This is a genomic window from Pseudoalteromonas sp. BZA4, from assembly GCF_040104395.1.
Classification (GTDB): Bacteria; Pseudomonadota; Gammaproteobacteria; order Enterobacterales; family Alteromonadaceae; genus Pseudoalteromonas.
The window spans coordinates 1-15,733 of the sequence record NZ_JBECOT010000075.1; the positions used below are offsets into that span (position 1 = coordinate 1).

The 15,733-nt window shown below is 41.2% G+C and carries 13 protein-coding genes and 1 pseudogene; 3 read left to right on the top strand and 11 right to left on the bottom strand.

What is annotated here, in order from left to right; all coding sequences use genetic code 11:
- Positions 1-114: 114 nt before the first annotated feature.
- A complete protein-coding gene (locus ABMY41_RS19400) occupies positions 115-462 on the bottom strand; it encodes a four helix bundle protein (protein ID WP_349275968.1) in 348 nt (115 codons plus the stop codon).
- A gap of 233 nt (positions 463-695) precedes the next feature.
- Between ABMY41_RS19400 and suhB the strand changes: the two genes are divergently transcribed.
- A complete protein-coding gene (gene suhB / locus ABMY41_RS19405) occupies positions 696-1,499 on the top strand; it encodes an inositol-1-monophosphatase (protein WP_349275969.1) in 804 nt (267 codons plus the stop codon).
- Between the two features lie 34 nt (positions 1,500-1,533).
- On the opposite strand, the gene ABMY41_RS19410 is transcribed toward suhB, so the two are convergent.
- The 6 genes and pseudogenes from ABMY41_RS19410 to ABMY41_RS19435 form a co-directional block, all read right to left on the bottom strand.
- Complete coding sequence (locus tag ABMY41_RS19410) at positions 1,534-2,364, bottom strand: transporter substrate-binding domain-containing protein (RefSeq protein ID WP_287246123.1); 831 nt, start codon at positions 2,362-2,364, stop codon at positions 1,534-1,536.
- A gap of 83 nt (positions 2,365-2,447) precedes the next feature.
- Positions 2,448-4,238, bottom strand: coding sequence for a GGDEF domain-containing protein (locus ABMY41_RS19415; protein WP_287246121.1), 1,791 nt, complete (start codon positions 4,236-4,238; stop codon positions 2,448-2,450).
- 87 nt (positions 4,239-4,325) lie between these two features.
- Positions 4,326-4,877: a hypothetical protein gene (locus ABMY41_RS19420; protein ID WP_304636167.1), complete on the bottom strand. Its 552-nt coding sequence runs from the start codon at positions 4,875-4,877 to the stop codon at positions 4,326-4,328.
- A 99-nt stretch (positions 4,878-4,976) separates the two neighbouring features.
- Entirely contained in the window at positions 4,977-5,933 is a 957-nt protein-coding gene (locus ABMY41_RS19425) for a sugar-binding transcriptional regulator (RefSeq protein ID WP_349275972.1), read from the bottom strand.
- A gap of 257 nt (positions 5,934-6,190) precedes the next feature.
- Positions 6,191-6,598, bottom strand: a pseudogene (locus ABMY41_RS19430) (carbohydrate porin); the annotation flags it as partial.
- A 106-nt stretch (positions 6,599-6,704) separates the two neighbouring features.
- Positions 6,705-7,247, bottom strand: a complete 543-nt coding sequence (locus tag ABMY41_RS19435) for a carbohydrate porin (protein WP_287246178.1) — start codon at positions 7,245-7,247, stop codon at positions 6,705-6,707.
- A gap of 608 nt (positions 7,248-7,855) precedes the next feature.
- Here ABMY41_RS19435 and ABMY41_RS19440 point away from each other — a divergent pair.
- Positions 7,856-9,568: a hypothetical protein gene (locus ABMY41_RS19440; RefSeq protein ID WP_349275974.1), complete on the top strand. Its 1,713-nt coding sequence runs from the start codon at positions 7,856-7,858 to the stop codon at positions 9,566-9,568.
- Positions 9,569-9,585: 17 nt separating this feature from the next.
- The gene (locus ABMY41_RS19445; RefSeq protein WP_349275976.1) at positions 9,586-11,082 is read left to right on the top strand and encodes a mannitol dehydrogenase family protein; all 1,497 of its coding nucleotides are present in this window, start codon (positions 9,586-9,588) and stop codon (positions 11,080-11,082) included.
- A gap of 65 nt (positions 11,083-11,147) precedes the next feature.
- Here the strand turns inward: ABMY41_RS19445 and secF are convergent, their stop codons facing one another.
- The 4 genes from secF to tgt are packed head-to-tail and all read right to left on the bottom strand — an operon-like array spanning position 11,148 to position 15,481.
- The gene (secF, locus tag ABMY41_RS19450) at positions 11,148-12,095 is read right to left on the bottom strand and encodes a protein translocase subunit SecF (RefSeq protein WP_062566608.1); all 948 of its coding nucleotides are present in this window, start codon (positions 12,093-12,095) and stop codon (positions 11,148-11,150) included.
- 8 nt (positions 12,096-12,103) lie between these two features.
- Positions 12,104-13,963 (bottom strand): protein translocase subunit SecD, encoded by a 1,860-nt coding sequence (gene secD / locus ABMY41_RS19455; RefSeq protein WP_063528500.1) that lies wholly within the window; start codon positions 13,961-13,963, stop codon positions 12,104-12,106.
- A 22-nt stretch (positions 13,964-13,985) separates the two neighbouring features.
- Positions 13,986-14,324 carry a preprotein translocase subunit YajC gene (gene yajC / locus ABMY41_RS19460; protein ID WP_054563539.1) on the bottom strand — a complete coding sequence of 113 codons (339 nt, stop codon included), beginning with the start codon at positions 14,322-14,324 and terminating at the stop codon, positions 13,986-13,988.
- Positions 14,325-14,353: 29 nt separating this feature from the next.
- Entirely contained in the window at positions 14,354-15,481 is a 1,128-nt protein-coding gene (gene tgt / locus ABMY41_RS19465) for a tRNA guanosine(34) transglycosylase Tgt (protein WP_058583935.1), read from the bottom strand.
- Between the last annotated feature and the right edge of the window lie 252 nt (positions 15,482-15,733).

Sequence of the window (15,733 nt, forward strand, 5' to 3'; positions counted from 1 at the left end):
TATCAGCTATCAGCTATCAGCTATCAGCTATCAGCTATCAGCTATCAGCTATCAGCTATCAGCTATCAGCTATCAGCTATCAGCTATCAGCTATCAGCTATCAGCTATCAGCTATCAGCTATCAGCTTCGATCCTATGCATAAGAGATGTCAACATTTTTGATAGCTCTTCCGTTTCACTCACCCAAGCTCTGCCTATGGCAGCATCAATGTATTTAATCTCAATTCCGATATAAATTTGCGTTCGTGTTTCTGCTATGGACGATCTTGATATATCTAAAAAACGCACCCATTCTTTTTTGCTGATTCTCACCATACCTTCTGCGATGTTACTCGGTATTGATAAACCAGAACGTGTGAGCTGATTGCGAAAGCCAAAATCATTTAGATCTGTCGTTTCTTTGTAGATGTCAGCACTTAATCTTGCTGAACGCTTCCATACCTCTAATTTTTCAAAATTCATACTTGCATCCTTTTAAGTATAAAAACTTTATATAGGCACGAATTTTTCAGAATGCAAATTTCAAACTGGCGGCTGACCACTAACCCCTTCTTCTGAAATTAAATCAACAACAAAATCAGAACTGTACAAAAAACAAACTAATTTATTCGAGTTTATTGTTTACTTTACGCTAGAAATCGCTAGAATACGCCGGCTTAAATATATTCGTTCTTTTACAACCCAAAGGTAATGCTATGCATCCAATGTTAAACATTGCGGTTCGCGCTGCGCGTAACGCAGGCAAAATTTTACTTCACGCAAGTGAAGATTTATCAAAAGTTGATGTACAACAAAAAGGCACTAACGACTTAGTGACTAACATCGACAAAGAAGCTGAAGCCGCAATTCGTGATACCATTTTAAAATCTTACCCTGATCACACTATCGTAGGTGAAGAGCTTGGTGAGCATAAAGGTAAAGATGCAGATTACCAATGGATTGTAGACCCTCTTGATGGCACAACTAACTTCATCAAGGGTATCCCTCATTTCGCAGTATCTATTGCACTTAAAGTTAAAGGTCGTTTAGACCAAGCTGTTATCTATGATCCAATCCGAGGTGAATTATTCACTGCTTCTCGTGGTCAAGGCGCACAGCTTAACAGCAAGCGTTTACGCGTAACTAAAACTAACGAGTTAGCAGGTTCTGTACTTGCAACTGGTTTCCCATTCAAACAAAAGCACCACTTAGACGCATACTCTGAAGCGTTTAAAGCACTTTTCGTGCACACTGCTGATATCCGCCGTGCAGGTTCTGCTGCATTAGATATGGCTTATGTTGCAGCGGGCCGTGTTGATGGTTTCTTTGAAATTGGCCTTAAGCCATGGGACACAGCAGCAGGCGAGCTTTTAGTTAAAGAAGCTGGCGGTATGGTTGTTGATTTCGCAGGTGGTATTAACTACAACCAAAGCGGCAACATCATTTGTGGTGCACCTAAGTTAACTCAAGCGATCATTCGTGAAATTCGCCCAGTGTTAACTGAGTCACTACTTCGCTAATAGCGGGTTGTAATGTAAAAATGCAAAAAAGGAGCTAAGGCTCCTTTTTTTGTGGCTGAAAATAATCGTTGTCGAGTTTTATCTCTATGACTTCACCTTCTTTAAATGGCAACTTAGCCAAGTCTTCAGCAAAGTAACTGGCAAATAACTGTTCAAATTCGCCCGTGCTTTTCATCACCTTGAGTCCTTTTAACAGAGCTTCTGCCAATTCAGGCTTGTGGTTACTGACAAAAAAGTAAAATGCCGTTGGATAGCTAATATAAAGGTCAGGCACTATAGCCAGCTCGTCACTTTTGATTTGTTCCATTTCAGAAATGACCTCAATGAACGAACGCGGAAAATAATCAACTCGCCCTCTGATCACTAAGCTAAACATTGCCTGGTAATTTGCCAGCGGCCTGACTGTTAAGCCGTTTTGCGCAAGGATTTTAGTATCGGGCCAATCATGGCCTTGAATGGCACTAAACTGCGCTAAACCTTGTTTCGTTTTTACATCTTTAAAACGCGGTAAAAACGCTCGCTTAGTGAGTAATGCGCGTTTACCAATGTAGCCTTTAAACAAAGGTACTTTAACTGCTATTGCAAGGTGTTCTCGCTCGGGGCTTGTCATACTCCAAAACACATCGGCCTGCTTTTCATCGAGCATCAGCAAGGTACGTTGTTGATGAGGGTGAACCAGAACTTCGTTGATTTCTGCTTGATAATTACTGGCGCGTAAAGCCGCTGCCAGCAATTCATGAAGATAATAATCGCGTTTATACAGTGGGCGTTGTTCAATCGCTAAATTGACCACATTGTTAGCTTCTGTGGTAAGGCTGTATCCTAGGCTTAGCAATACTAGGATTGCACTACATAGTCGCTTCATTGTTATTTTTGTTTATGTGTTTTTTTTAAGCTACACCCAGTTAAACAGGGACACAAGTAAAATTAAGCGAACTTAAAATTTCTTCATGAACTGATAGATATCACTTCATCTTTTTGGCTGCTTAAACGCACCACTGCCGGGGCTGGTCGGCTACGTTTACATACAAACAAATGGCTACTCTGATAACGCTTGGCCTCTTTTTTCGCATCAGTTGCCAGCGCTGCGACTTGGTGGCTGTTAATACACAGCTCTAAATCAGGCTTAACTAAACCGATTGATAATGTAAGAAGTGGCACAAACTGCTTTTTACCTTCTCGATTGCTTGCCCAATAACCCCCTTGCTCAATATGTTCTGGGGTGAAAAAGGCGCGAGACTGCAGCTCAAACTTACTAATGATGTCGTGGCAAACTTGCTCTGCATCATTTTTATCAAACACCACCATGAAGTCATCACCACCAATGTGCCCGACAAACCCTTTGCTAGTACTACAGGCCTCTACGATGACTTCTGCAAGTAATTTTATAACGCTGTCACCACTGGCATAACCGTACAGGTCATTGAACTGTTTAAAGTGGTTTAAATCAACGTACGCGAGTGAGAACGGATAATTATTACGAAGCCTCAGCTCAATTGCTTCGTTAATCGCGACATTACCCGGCAGCATAGTCAGCGGGTTGGCATGTTGTGCATGGCGGATTTTTTCTTCGGTAATGTGTTTTAAGATATTACGCAATGGCGCCAAACCTAAGTATTCACCACTTCGGGTAATCACAATGTGGCGTCGAATATCAAACTCAAATTCGGTAATTTGCTGACTCACCGTATCGAGTAACTCGTTTTCGTCAACGATTAACGGCTGTTTATCCATTAAAGAAGTAACTGGTTGCTTATCATAAAGTGCATGGCCATAGGGAGCGGCAAACACTTCAGTGAGTTGATCTCGGTGTAATAAACCAACAGGAATATTGTGCTCTAATACGGCTAAACTCGTTAAGCTTTTATCTTGCTCAAAGATACTGTGGGCATCTTTACAGCGGGTTGTTGCTTCTATGCTGGCGTGCTCGACTGCCAACCAACCAATCGCCATAGACTGCTCAAATGCATTGCTATTATCTGATGACTCTAAGTGCTTTAAGCAGTGGATATTAATTTCGTAACTTGGCTGTAAGCTCGGTCTTTCGAGTAAAAAGCCTTGTGCATGTTGCACACCTAAGCTTTCGAGTAAACGAAGCTCCTCTGCCCGTTCTATGCCTTCTGCGATAACTTGCGTATTGGTGGCTTTTGCAAGCTCTATAATTGACTTTAAAAACTCTTTTTTAACCACACTCTGATCGCAGTGGTCGATAAAGTAGCGGTCTATTTTTACAAACTCAGGGCATAACTCAGACCACTGCTTTAAACCCGAATAGCCAGCCCCTAAGTCATCAATAGCAATCGAAAAGCCTAACTCACGATAATGAGCAATGGTCTTTATCAATAAAAAGCCATCATCGACTTTTTCTTGTTCTGTAACTTCAATTACTACCCGGTTAGTTGCAAGGCCAAAGTGTTCAACTAGGTGTAATGTTTCACCTTTAGGATGGCAAGGGTCAAGTAAGGTTTTAGGGCTTACATTTAAAAATAGTTTGCCTTCTAGATTGAGCTTAACAAAGTTCTCAATTGCTCTACTGCGGCAAAGTAGCTCTAATTCAGAGATCTTATGGCAAGCAATAGCTGCACTGAATAATGCACTCGGCATTTCTAACTCAGACCCTTTCGGGCCGCGGCTTAATGCCTCATAACCCAAAATATGTTGATTAGAAATATCAAAGATAGGTTGAAACAAGGTCTCAATTGCACTGTTATCTAAGATCTGCTGTAGTTGTGCGTTCACCTTACACCTAGCGTTAGTAATACAAATAGGTGGGTAAATTATCAACCTTGTATGACAATTTTATGGCAAGGCTATGACGAGTGCAGATTACTCAATAGCGGTGATCAGCTCAAGCTGCTTAATGCGGGCAAAATTATCAGTCATTTTTAATTTAGCCTTTTGGTAATCACTCTGTGCTAAATCAGCTTGTTGCGCAAATTTATAAACTGCGAGCGGATTAAGTAATAACTTTTGTGCGTGATAACAGCTTGGCGCAGCAAACTCAGGTAGTTCAGGCTCTACATTAATTGTTATTACATTCTTCAACGCCTCTGTATCATCACTTTGTTGTTGCTGAAACTCTGTAGCGTCTGCCATCGCTTGCAAGCTTGCCTCACACTCTGGCAGCTGTGCTTTTAGATTCAAAAACAAGCCTGTTGATGAAGTAATTAGCTTAAGCGTCAAGTCTTGTAATTGCTGAGCAGTTGATTGGTTTTGTAGTGCTTCTACAACTTGCCAAGCCAACCCTTTATAGCTGTCGAACTGCTGCTGAAGTGTTACCTCAGGTATTTGCTGCACATCAGTCTGTTCTGGCTCAGGCTTATCGTCACAAGCACTAAGCATTAGAAGTATAAACACGCTAAACATCAGGTGTTTCATAATGTCTCCGAGAGTATAGTTAGACTCGTTTTTAAAAATCATAAACCACTGTAAAACTGTCACTTGTTACCAAATTAGTAAACTTAATAATACCAAGACTTACCTCAGCAACAGTGCTTCTGCTGTTAGTTCATTTGTAATGAGACTATTGATCATTCCTGATTCGATCGCTCCTGCAATGGCTGGCACTTTACTATCACCAGCTGCAATCCCAACTACTCGTTTATCATTGGTTGGAGAAAGTACTGCACTCGTCACGCGATTATTTATTTCTGATTCGACGAGATGTCCTTCGCTATCGAAAATCCAGCTAATTACTTCACCTGTTGCACCAATAGCGTCAAGCGCAGCTAGTTCATGTCGAGTAACAAAGCCGTCTAAATGAAGGGGAGAATTTGTTCCTAAATCTCCAATACCAACAAATGAAACATCAGCTTGTGATGCGAGTTGATGTACATTTTTAACATGCGTTAATTGCTGCCAGCCTGCTTTATCAGCTTCAGACCCTGCTATAACGGGAACTGGCATAGGGAAGTGTTGCGCACCAACCCTTTCTGCAACATGAATTGCAACTTCATAGCGACTTGCTGAGCCATCCTGAGCAATATTTCCAACTAAAGATACAATACGATGGTGTGGGCATTGCATAGTAGGAAGCTCCTCTGCGCATGCACGCAACACTCTTCCAGTACCAAACGCAATGATTTTTGCATGGCGCTGCTTTAGCTGCCTTTCAATTTCTGCGGCACCCGCTTGAGCCAAGCCAATGGTAGAATTAATATCGCTACTCTCGCTAGGCACCACTTCACAACTAAGCAAACCGTATCGATTTTGTAGTGCATCAGCAAGCTCCATGCAACGTCGAATTGGATGCTCTAATCGTACTTTTATTAACCCCTGCGATACTGCCAAAGCCACAAGCCTTTGCGCAGATTGGCGAGACGTATTAAGTTGCTTGGCTATCTCATCTTGTGTTTTACCAGCAACATAGTAGAGCCAGCCAGCCCTCGCTGCTTCCTCTAATTTTTGATTATCATTGCTAGGAATTGAAGCCATTTTATACGCCTGTTTGAACAATAAATGAGGTAAATGATTAGCAAAATCAGCTATTCAGCGGCTATTCTATACATAATCTGTCATGAATAACAATTTTAGGGTTCACACTCTCAACTAAAAAAGCACCTAACTAAATTTGTTTCAAAATTAGTGAGGTGCCTATGTATTTCATAAAGTGTTAATAACCGCAAGCCATTCGCAACTGCATGAAAAAGTCGAGCACTTGCTGATAAATAACGTCAATTTAAAAGCTTTAGCTAAAAATTTAAACTCAGCTGCAAACCCGCAATCACTGCATTCTCAGCATCATTATCACCATTAGGGTCGATGATATACTGAATATTAGGCATTAACTGTATTGCTGGGGTAACAACATAATTATAATTTAACTCAATCGGGTACTCATGCTCCCTTACGAGTACTTCATCATCTGAAAAATTCGCATTATTGACTAATTTAGTTTTATCTAAACTACTGCGGACAACGCCAAACCGATAATCTCCATCTAAACCATTCTTGTATTGGCGTTTATATTCCAGCTCACCGAGCAAGGTCGTTCCGTTAACATCACCTGATGTTATTAATTTTAACCCTTGATTTAATGACATAGCTGCAGGGTTTGAATCATAACAGCCTAGTTTAAATAGCAAATTATCAGTGACTTTGTATGTTAGTTGCCCCCTAGTGCACTGAGAGGGTCACCATACCAACTACTACTCAAATAATTGGATGAGCCGCCACTGCAAAATGTCAGGTGCTGAAAAGCACAACTCATGGCAAAAAATCAGCACTTGGGTAAATTCGACCCACTTTAATACTCAGTTGATCTTCAAATAAATGTTGAGTTAGAGAGAGCTGAGTTAAACGCGTGACATTGCCTCGTCCATAAATTTGTTGCGATTGCAGCAAAACTGGCAGATTTGCTTTTTCATTAATAAGTTCGCCATTACGATTGGTAAGCTCAACCTTAAATTCAGCACCCGACCAGTTAAGCAATTTTTCTAAATTAAAGTAGCCACCGACAAAAAACTGATCAGCATAGGCTGTTTCTGTGCTTTCTCCTCCTTTTAAGTTATGCGCCGTTTGGCTGAAGTAGCTTAAGCGAATATCCACACCTTGCTCTGCTAGCTTATCTCTTGCCCCTAGCCAATCGCCACTTAGGTGGCTGTGAACATCAAAAATATCATCTGCATAACCTGACTGAGAATATAGCAACATAATGGCTGCAATAGATTTACGCCACACTACGTTTAAATAGCGTTCACTGATCCATTTCCATATACGGCAAAACTTAGGTTGTTGATTTGTTTTCATATGCGTGTTCTCCATTTTAATTTGTCCTAGCTTGATCAACATCTAGAATTTAACGCCCAAAAAGAGCAAATGACAACATTATGAGCATATTCCTAACTCTAATACATTTGTCAACATCAAGAAATAGAGCTCGAATTCTAATGAAATGAAATTAGAATTGGTAAAAGAGAAATTAAAATGGATAAAACTAATCCTCTTTTATGTGAACGGCTCTTTGAGAAAAAATAAACATAAAATAAGACATTGATGGAATTAATTAAAAGATAACAACCTTACCAAGCTTAATTTAATGAGGTTTAAATTTGCTAAACTAGTGCAATCACTTCGGCTTATTAATGACAACCCGCCGATTAAATAGACTGATTCATCAACATTGACAAACAACAAACAGAATAGGATTATGCCCACTAAGAATAAATCTGCTCAAAACGAGCATTTACTTTTATGTAAATGATAAATGACAACAATTATGGGCGTGTTGAATTTTGAAATTTTCTATTTATTTAATAAAAAGTTTTAAGTGTTAAACAATGAACACATAAATAAAGATGCAGTTAAGCTATTTGCTTACAAATCAGCATGCCTAAAAAGCACTGGGATCGTTACTTATGAATACTGATCATAAAGACCTAAACCACATAGAAGAAGAGCTATTACCTATTGCAAAACATAAGCTCAAAGGATGGAGACATTTTTTAGGTTTATACGCAGGTGAGCATGTTGCTGCTACTGAGTTTGTATTTGGCGCCACCTTTGTCGCACTTGGCGCAACCATGACGGATATTCTGCTTGGCTTGCTAATTGGTAATATTCTCGCCGTGCTGAGCTGGACACTAATCACAACTCCAATCGCTGTTGAAACACGCCTGAGTTTATATACTTACCTTCAAAAAATAGCAGGAAACTCAATGACCCGGTTATATAACTGGGCGAACGTCATAATCTTTACAGTAATATCTGCTGCTATGATCACCGTCTCTGCAACGGCTGTTCGCTTTGCACTTGATATTCCCGCGCAATTAAATTGGTATCCAACAAACGCATGGTTTGTCATGGTCGTTCTTGCCGTTGGCATTATCGTTGTATTGGTTGCCATGTATGGTTTTAACGCTGTATCGCAATTCTCCGGTATTTGTGCTCCGTGGTTATTTGTTATGTTCATCAGCGGTCCATTAGTACTCATGCCTGAACTTGCCAATTCGGTCATTGGTGAAACCTCAGTCTCGAGTTGGGGAGACTTCATGCACATTGGCAGTGTCTCCGTATGGACTGGGTTAGATGCCAATGGTGAGCCAGGTATAGGGCTATTAGAAGTCATCGGTTTTTCTTGGGCTGCGAACACCATCACTCACTTTGGATTAATAGACATGGCTTTGCTACGTTACGCGAAGAAAAAAAGCTATGGTTTATGCACATCAGCGGGGATGTTATTTGGTCACTATATCGCTTGGATCTCTGCTGGTATTATGGGTGCGGGCACAGCTGTCCTGGTGAAAAAGTCTATTACGGAGCTAGATCCTGGTGATGTTGCGTTCCATGCTCTTGGGTTATCTGGGTTAGTTATTGTTATTGTTGCAGGCTGGACAACAGCAAACGCAAACTTGTACCGTGCAGGTCTTGCTGCACAAGCTATATTTAGTAACCTTTCGCGTACCAGAACGACATTTTTAGTGGGTATAGTTACTGTTTTAATTGCCTGCTTTCCATTTGTATTTACTAAGTTACTGCCACTTCTTACATACGCAGGGCTTTTAGTCGTACCAGTTGGCGCTATCGTTTTTGCTGAACACTTTTTATTTCCAAAAATTGGCCTAACTCGTTATTGGGTTACCTACAAAAAGCTTGAGCATAGCTCTGCGGCTGTTATTGCATGGGCACTTGGCCTAGTGTTCGGATTTACATTAAACGCAATCAATATAATCCCATTTTACTATCTTTTCTTACCAACTTGGGTATTCAGTATTGTCGTATATATTTTATTAGCAAAACGAAATGGAGCTGCGCAGAAGTATCCTAAAGAAGAAGCTGAACTGACTAATTTTGATAAAAAAGTAGAAAGATTTCACGCCGAGCAAGCAGCCAATGAACCAGCATTTATTCTTGATCAACGCCTGTTGACCAAAGTACTCACTACGGTTGCTTGGTTAAGTTTAGGTATAACTGTCGTGCTAGCAGCAAATGCTATGTTCAACTCACCAGATGTTGCTTCCTATGAACACAATAGAACATTATTTTTCAATAGTGGATTCGCTTGTACCATCATTTACTTCGCGAGTGCGTATTGGGCTATGCAGCGTAGAAAACAATTTTCAGCCGTTTAACTGCTCGGGGGCAAAACATGAGCGCACTTTCTTTAAATAACTCAACACTGAGCTCTTTTCCTACATCTATATCAGTGCCGCGTTATAACCGACAATCACTAAAAGCCGGGATTGTCCATGTTGGTGTGGGCGGATTTCACCGCTCTCATCAAGCTTTCTATACTGATAACTACATCAACCATACTGGCGATCTAAGTTGGGGCATATGCGGTATAGGATTACGCGAGACTGATCGGGCTATTAAGCAATCTCTAGCAGCACAAGATTATCTGTATTCCCTATTGGTAAAGCACCCAAATGGCAAAACTGATGTGCAAATAATTGGCTGTTTAACTGATTTTCTATTAGCACCAGATGATCCAGAAGCTGTTATAAATAAAATGGCCGCTGAGGAAACCCAGATTGTTTCATTAACAATAACCGAAGGGGGTTATAACTATGATCCATCAACCGGCGAGTTCGATTTTTCAAACCCCGATATACAACATGACTTAGCAAACCCAAACAAGCCAAAGCTGATTTTTGGTTACCTTGCTGCTGCTTTAGATAGCCGCAGAAAGAGTGGACAAAAACCGTTTACAGTTCAGTCTTGTGATAATGTTCAACACAATGGTGATGTGATACGAAAAATGTTAGTTACTTACATTAATTCATATGACTCAGAGCTTGCTGATTGGGTAGCAAACCAAGTTAGCTTTCCTAATGCAATGGTCGACCGTATTACCCCTGCAACCACTGATAAAGATATTGCTCTAGCAGAACAGCTGGGAGTGATTGATTCATGGCCTGTCACTTGCGAGCCTTTTCACCAATGGGTCATCGAGGATAAATTTTGTCAACAACGCCCAGCTTGGGAGAAAGTAGGTGCGCAAATAGTCAATGATGTTACGCCTTATGAAACCATGAAAATTCGCTTATTAAATGCAAGCCATACTGTTTTGGGAATACTCGGGTCTTTGCGTGGCTATCAAACCATAGAGCAAACAATTTCAGATCCCTTATTTGCAACAGTGGTAAGCAGCTTCATGGGTAACGAAGTAACACCGATTTTAGATGACGTGCCTGGTATTGATCTGAGTGATTATAAGCGAACGCTGATAACTCGATTTGCAAACCCTAACATCAAGGACAGCCTTGCAAGAATTTGCTCTCAAAGCGCAAGTAAAGTCTCCACGTTTTTAGTACCTACGATTGTAGAAAACCTTAAAATTGGTGGTAATAGTGCGATTGCTAATTTAGTGATTGCAGCTTGGTGCTTATACAGCGACACGCATTCGTCTCAACAAAGTCAGTCTTTAGAAGTTATCGATGATATGGCTGAAACATTACAGCAGGCAGCTCATGCATCACGAATTTCACCACTTGCTTTTCTTGAGCAACCGAGCATTTTCGGCTCAATTATCGAGAACGAGTCATTTTGTAATGAATATAAATATTACATCAGCAAACTTTATGCAGGAGTGGCAATTGAGCACATTATGGAAGCGTTGTTAAATAATTATAAGGCCAAATAGTATCAGGCAAAGTAAGTTTAAAAATAAAGAAACCGCCCTAGGGCGGTTTCTTTTTGTATCACTTATTAAGGCATAGGATCGAGATCCGCACCTTCTTTTTCAATTACTTCTGGAATTAAGTCTTCTTTACTTACACCCATTGCAATTGCTACAGCTGAAGCAACATAAACAGATGAATAAGTACCGATGAACACACCAAACAGTAATGCCGTTGCGAAACCGTGGATCGTTTGACCACCCCAGCCAAATAACGCAATCAATACTAGAATAGTGGTGATTGATGTTACTAGGGTACGGTTTAACGTTTGCGTTAATGAGATATCGATAATTTCAATCGTGTCATCAATACGCACTTTACGGAAGTTTTCACGGATACGGTCAGATACAACGATAGTATCGTTCAGTGAGTAACCTATTACCGCCAAAATAGCCGCAAGAATCGTTAAGTCAAACTCTAGGCCAAGTACTGAGAATAAGCCTAATGTGATGATAACGTCGTGTAATAGTGCCGATACAGCACCTACCGCAAAACGCCATTCAAAACGAAACGCAACGTAAATTAAGATACAGATAAGTGCAGTTAACATGGCAAGGCCACCCTGCTCTTTTAGATCTTCACCAACACTTGGGCCAACAAATTCGATACGACGCATTTCTACTGTCGACTCTACTTTTTGTAATGCCGTAATGATTTGGTTACCAATTACTTCTGCTTTTACGCCAGGACCTTGCGGAGCAAGACGCACTAAAATTTCTTTACTTGAGCCAAACAGTTGCACCGAGAAATCTTCAAAGCCACTTTCAGTGATTGCATCACGAACGTCTTTAAGATCAGGTGCTTGTGTAAAGCCTACCTCAACAGCGGTACCGCCAGTGAAGTCGAGACCAAAATTCAAGCCTTTAGTAAAAAACGATACGAAAGAAGCCAAAATCAACAAAGTTGATAATGTCATGGCAAACTTTCTTAACTTCATAAACGGGAGTGTTTTACCACCGAGTTTTAAAATTTGCATGCTGACTCCTAAATCGACAACTTATCAATACGTTTACCGCCAATGAATAAGTTGATTACCGCACGGGTACCAACAATGGCTGTAAACATAGAGGTGATAATACCAATCGCTAGCGTTACTGCGAAACCAGCAATAGGACCAGTACCCACTGCAAATAGGATCACTGCTGCGATAAGCGTTGTGATGTTAGCATCTAAAATTGTGCTAAATGCGCTGTCGTAACCAAAGTGAACGGCCTGTTGTGGACTACGGCCATCAGCAAGTTCTTCACGAATACGCTCGAAGATAAGTACGTTGGCATCAACGGCCATACCGACGGTTAATACGATACCAGCAATACCCGGTAGCGTTAACGCTGCACCTGGAATAAGCGACATCACACCCACAATTAATACTAAGTTTGCGCCCAGTGCCAAATTTGCCACCATGCCGAAACCTTTGTAATAGAAAAGCATAAATACAAGAACAAACACAAAACCAAGCACAACTGCTGTCATACCTGCTTCAATGTTTTCTTGACCTAAGCTTGGACCTACTGTGCGCTCTTCAACGATTTGAATTGGCGCAACAAGTGCACCGGCACGAAGTAATAGGCTTAGGTTATGTGCTTCAGCTGGGTTATCGATACCAGTAATACGGAATGAACGGTCAAGACGCGCTTGAATCGTCGCTACGTTAATCACTTCTTCAACTTTAATTGGTGGAAGTGCTTTTCCGTTTTCATCTGTTTTACCTGATGGCTTGTATTCAATGAATACCGTTGCCATACGTTTACCGATAGCACGCTTAGTGAACGCATTCATTTTTGCGCCACCTTTGCTGTCTAGCGTAATGCTAACTTGTGGACGTTGATACTCATCCATACCTGATTGCGCGCCAGTGATGTGGCTACCTTCAAGAATGATGCGCTGCTTAAGTACCACAGGGTAACCTTCACGCGCCATGATCATTTCTGTACCTGGCGGTAAACGGCCTTGCAGGGCTGCACTTGCATCTGCGTTTTCATCAACTTCGCGGAACTCTAGGGTTGCTGTTGCACCCAGAATCTCTTTAGCACGCGCTGTATCTTGTACGCCCGGAAGTTGCACGATAATACGCTCAGCACCTTGGCGCTGTACGTTGGGCTCTGCAACACCGATTTGGTTAATACGGTTACGGATAATTGTTTCATTTTGTTTGATAGCGTAGTCACGAATTTCTTTAAGCTTTTGTTCGCTCATGCTGGCATAAAAAGCATTGTCGCTGCTGCTATCATCAACGTAAACGTTTAATGGGTAACGTGTTGATAAGAAACGCTCTGCTGCGTCTTTATCTTCTTCGTTACGCATTTCAACACGTAATCGCTCGCTGTTCGCTACACGGCGAATGGTGCGATAACGCAATTTTTCTTCACGTAAGTCACTTTTGAAATCTTGTTCCATTTGCTCAAGCTGAGTATCAACCGCCGTCGCCATGTCGATTTCCATAGTAAAGTGAACACCACCGCTTAAATCTAGGCCTAGTTTCATTGGGTTACCACCCAGTGACTTTAACCACTCTGGTTGAGCAGGCGCCATATTGATTGCAGAGATATAATCTTCACTAAGGGAATCACGCAGTAGATCTTGCGCTTTTAGTTGGTCTTCAACATTCTTAAAACGAACTAGGATTTGTCCGTCTTCAAGTTTGCTTGATTTAACAGTAACGTTATGTTCTTTGAGAGTCGCATTTACTTTATCGAGTACGCTGAGGTCAGCATCAGTACCTTTAGTGCCCGATACTTGTATGGCCGGATCTCGGCCATACAAATTTGGAGAGGCATATAAAATACCAACGACTAACACTACAAGAACAAGTAAATACTTCCATAATGGAAACTTGTTTAACACGTGTGAGTCCTTATTTTTATTGTTATAGCGACTTCATAGTGCCTTTTGGCAATACTGCAGAAACAGCTGATTTTTGTACTGTTACTTCTGCTTGGTCGTTTAATGAAATCACGATGAAGTCTTTGTCATCAGCGATTTTAGCAATCTTACCTACTAAACCACCTTGCGTTAGTACTTCGTCGCCTTTCGCCATTGCGCCCATTAGTGCTTTATGCTCTTTTACACGCTTAGCTTGTGGACGGTAGATTAAGAAATAAAATACCAGACCAAAAATACCCAACATGATTAGCATTTCCATGCCACCACCTGCTGGTGCTGCACCTGCCGCACTTGCGTGGGCGTTTGAGATGAATAAACTCATTTCACTTCCTCTTTAATTTTTCTAAAAATTTAATCTGATGTATCTGCAAGCTCTGGCACTTCTTGGCCGCGGCGTGCATAAAAATCTGCAACAAATTCGTCTAGTTTGCCATTACTGATGGCATTACGTAAGCCTTCCATCACGCGTTGATAATAACGTAAGTTGTGAATCGTGTTTAGACGTGCGCCTAAGATTTCATTACATTTATCAAGATGATGCAAGTATGCACGTGAATAGTTTTTACACGTATGACAATCACACTCAGGATCCAGTGGACCGGTGTCTGTTTTATGTACTGCATTACGGATTTTAACAATGCCGCCAGTTACAAATAAATGACCGTTACGGGCATTACGCGTAGGCATTACACAGTCAAACATATCGATACCACGGCGAACCGCTTCTACTAAGTCTTCTGGTTTACCAACGCCCATTAAGTAACGAGGCTTGTCTTCAGGCATTTTGTAAGCACAGTGGTCAAGAATATTGATCATCTCGTTTTTCGGCTCACCAACCGATAAACCACCTAATGCATAACCATCAAAGCCGATTTCTTCTAGGCCTTTTTGCGATTGTGCACGAAGCTCAGGGTACATACCACCTTGGATAATACCAAACAGCGCAGCTGGGTTATCACCATGACCTTCTTTTGAGCGTTTAGCCCAACGAAGTGATAACTCCATAGAATCTTTAGCTTCTTTTTCTGTCGCAGGGTATGGCGTACATTCGTCAAAGATCATCACGATGTCAGAACCTAAATCACGCTGAACTTGCATCGCTTTTTCTGGCGAAAGCATGATTTTTTCACCATTAACTGGTGAGCTGAACATCACGCCTTCTTCTGTGATTTTACGCATTGCGCCTAAGCTGAATACTTGGAAACCGCCTGAATCAGTTAGAATTGGACGATCCCAATTCATGAAGTCGTGTAAATCACCGTGCTGCTTAATGATTTCTGTACCAGGACGTAACATTAAGTGGAAAGTGTTACCTAGGCAGATTTGTGCACCAGTATCTTTCACTTCGTCAGGCGTCATACCTTTAACAGTACCGTAAGTACCTACAGGCATAAATGCTGGTGTTTCTACAACACCACGTTCAAAAATCAAGCGGCCGCGGCGCGCTTTACCGTCAGTGCGGTCTAATTCAAATTTCATATTATCCTCAGTGTCGGAAAAACAGTCCAACAAGCTATAATTTAACCGCTCGATTCTACCCTGTTTGCGGGTTTATTACTATAAATTGGGCTAAATTCGAAAATAAAAAGCCCAGTTAAAAAACTTAATGCTTGTCAGTTAAGAACTGGCAAGCATTTTTTTTGGTTTCCGCTCTGGGTATCGACTAGGTCTCTTTTTCACACACCTTGGATAATGTCTTTCTCTCCGCTCTGGCAGTACAAAGGTTTCAGC

Coding starts and splice junctions, on each gene's coding strand:
- ABMY41_RS19400 (WP_349275968.1), bottom strand. CDS start 462: ATGAATTTTGAAAAATTAGAGGTATGGAAGCGTTCAGCAAGATTAAGT.
- suhB (WP_349275969.1), top strand. CDS start 696: ATGCATCCAATGTTAAACATTGCGGTTCGCGCTGCGCGTAACGCAGGC.
- ABMY41_RS19410 (WP_287246123.1), bottom strand. CDS start 2,364: ATGAAGCGACTATGTAGTGCAATCCTAGTATTGCTAAGCCTAGGATAC.
- ABMY41_RS19420 (WP_304636167.1), bottom strand. CDS start 4,877: ATGAAACACCTGATGTTTAGCGTGTTTATACTTCTAATGCTTAGTGCT.
- ABMY41_RS19425 (WP_349275972.1), bottom strand. CDS start 5,933: ATGGCTTCAATTCCTAGCAATGATAATCAAAAATTAGAGGAAGCAGCG.
- ABMY41_RS19435 (WP_287246178.1), bottom strand. CDS start 7,247: ATGAAAACAAATCAACAACCTAAGTTTTGCCGTATATGGAAATGGATC.
- ABMY41_RS19440 (WP_349275974.1), top strand. CDS start 7,856: ATGAATACTGATCATAAAGACCTAAACCACATAGAAGAAGAGCTATTA.
- ABMY41_RS19445 (WP_349275976.1), top strand. CDS start 9,586: ATGAGCGCACTTTCTTTAAATAACTCAACACTGAGCTCTTTTCCTACA.
- secF (WP_062566608.1), bottom strand. CDS start 12,095: ATGCAAATTTTAAAACTCGGTGGTAAAACACTCCCGTTTATGAAGTTA.
- yajC (WP_054563539.1), bottom strand. CDS start 14,324: ATGAGTTTATTCATCTCAAACGCCCACGCAAGTGCGGCAGGTGCAGCA.
- tgt (WP_058583935.1), bottom strand. CDS start 15,481: ATGAAATTTGAATTAGACCGCACTGACGGTAAAGCGCGCCGCGGCCGC.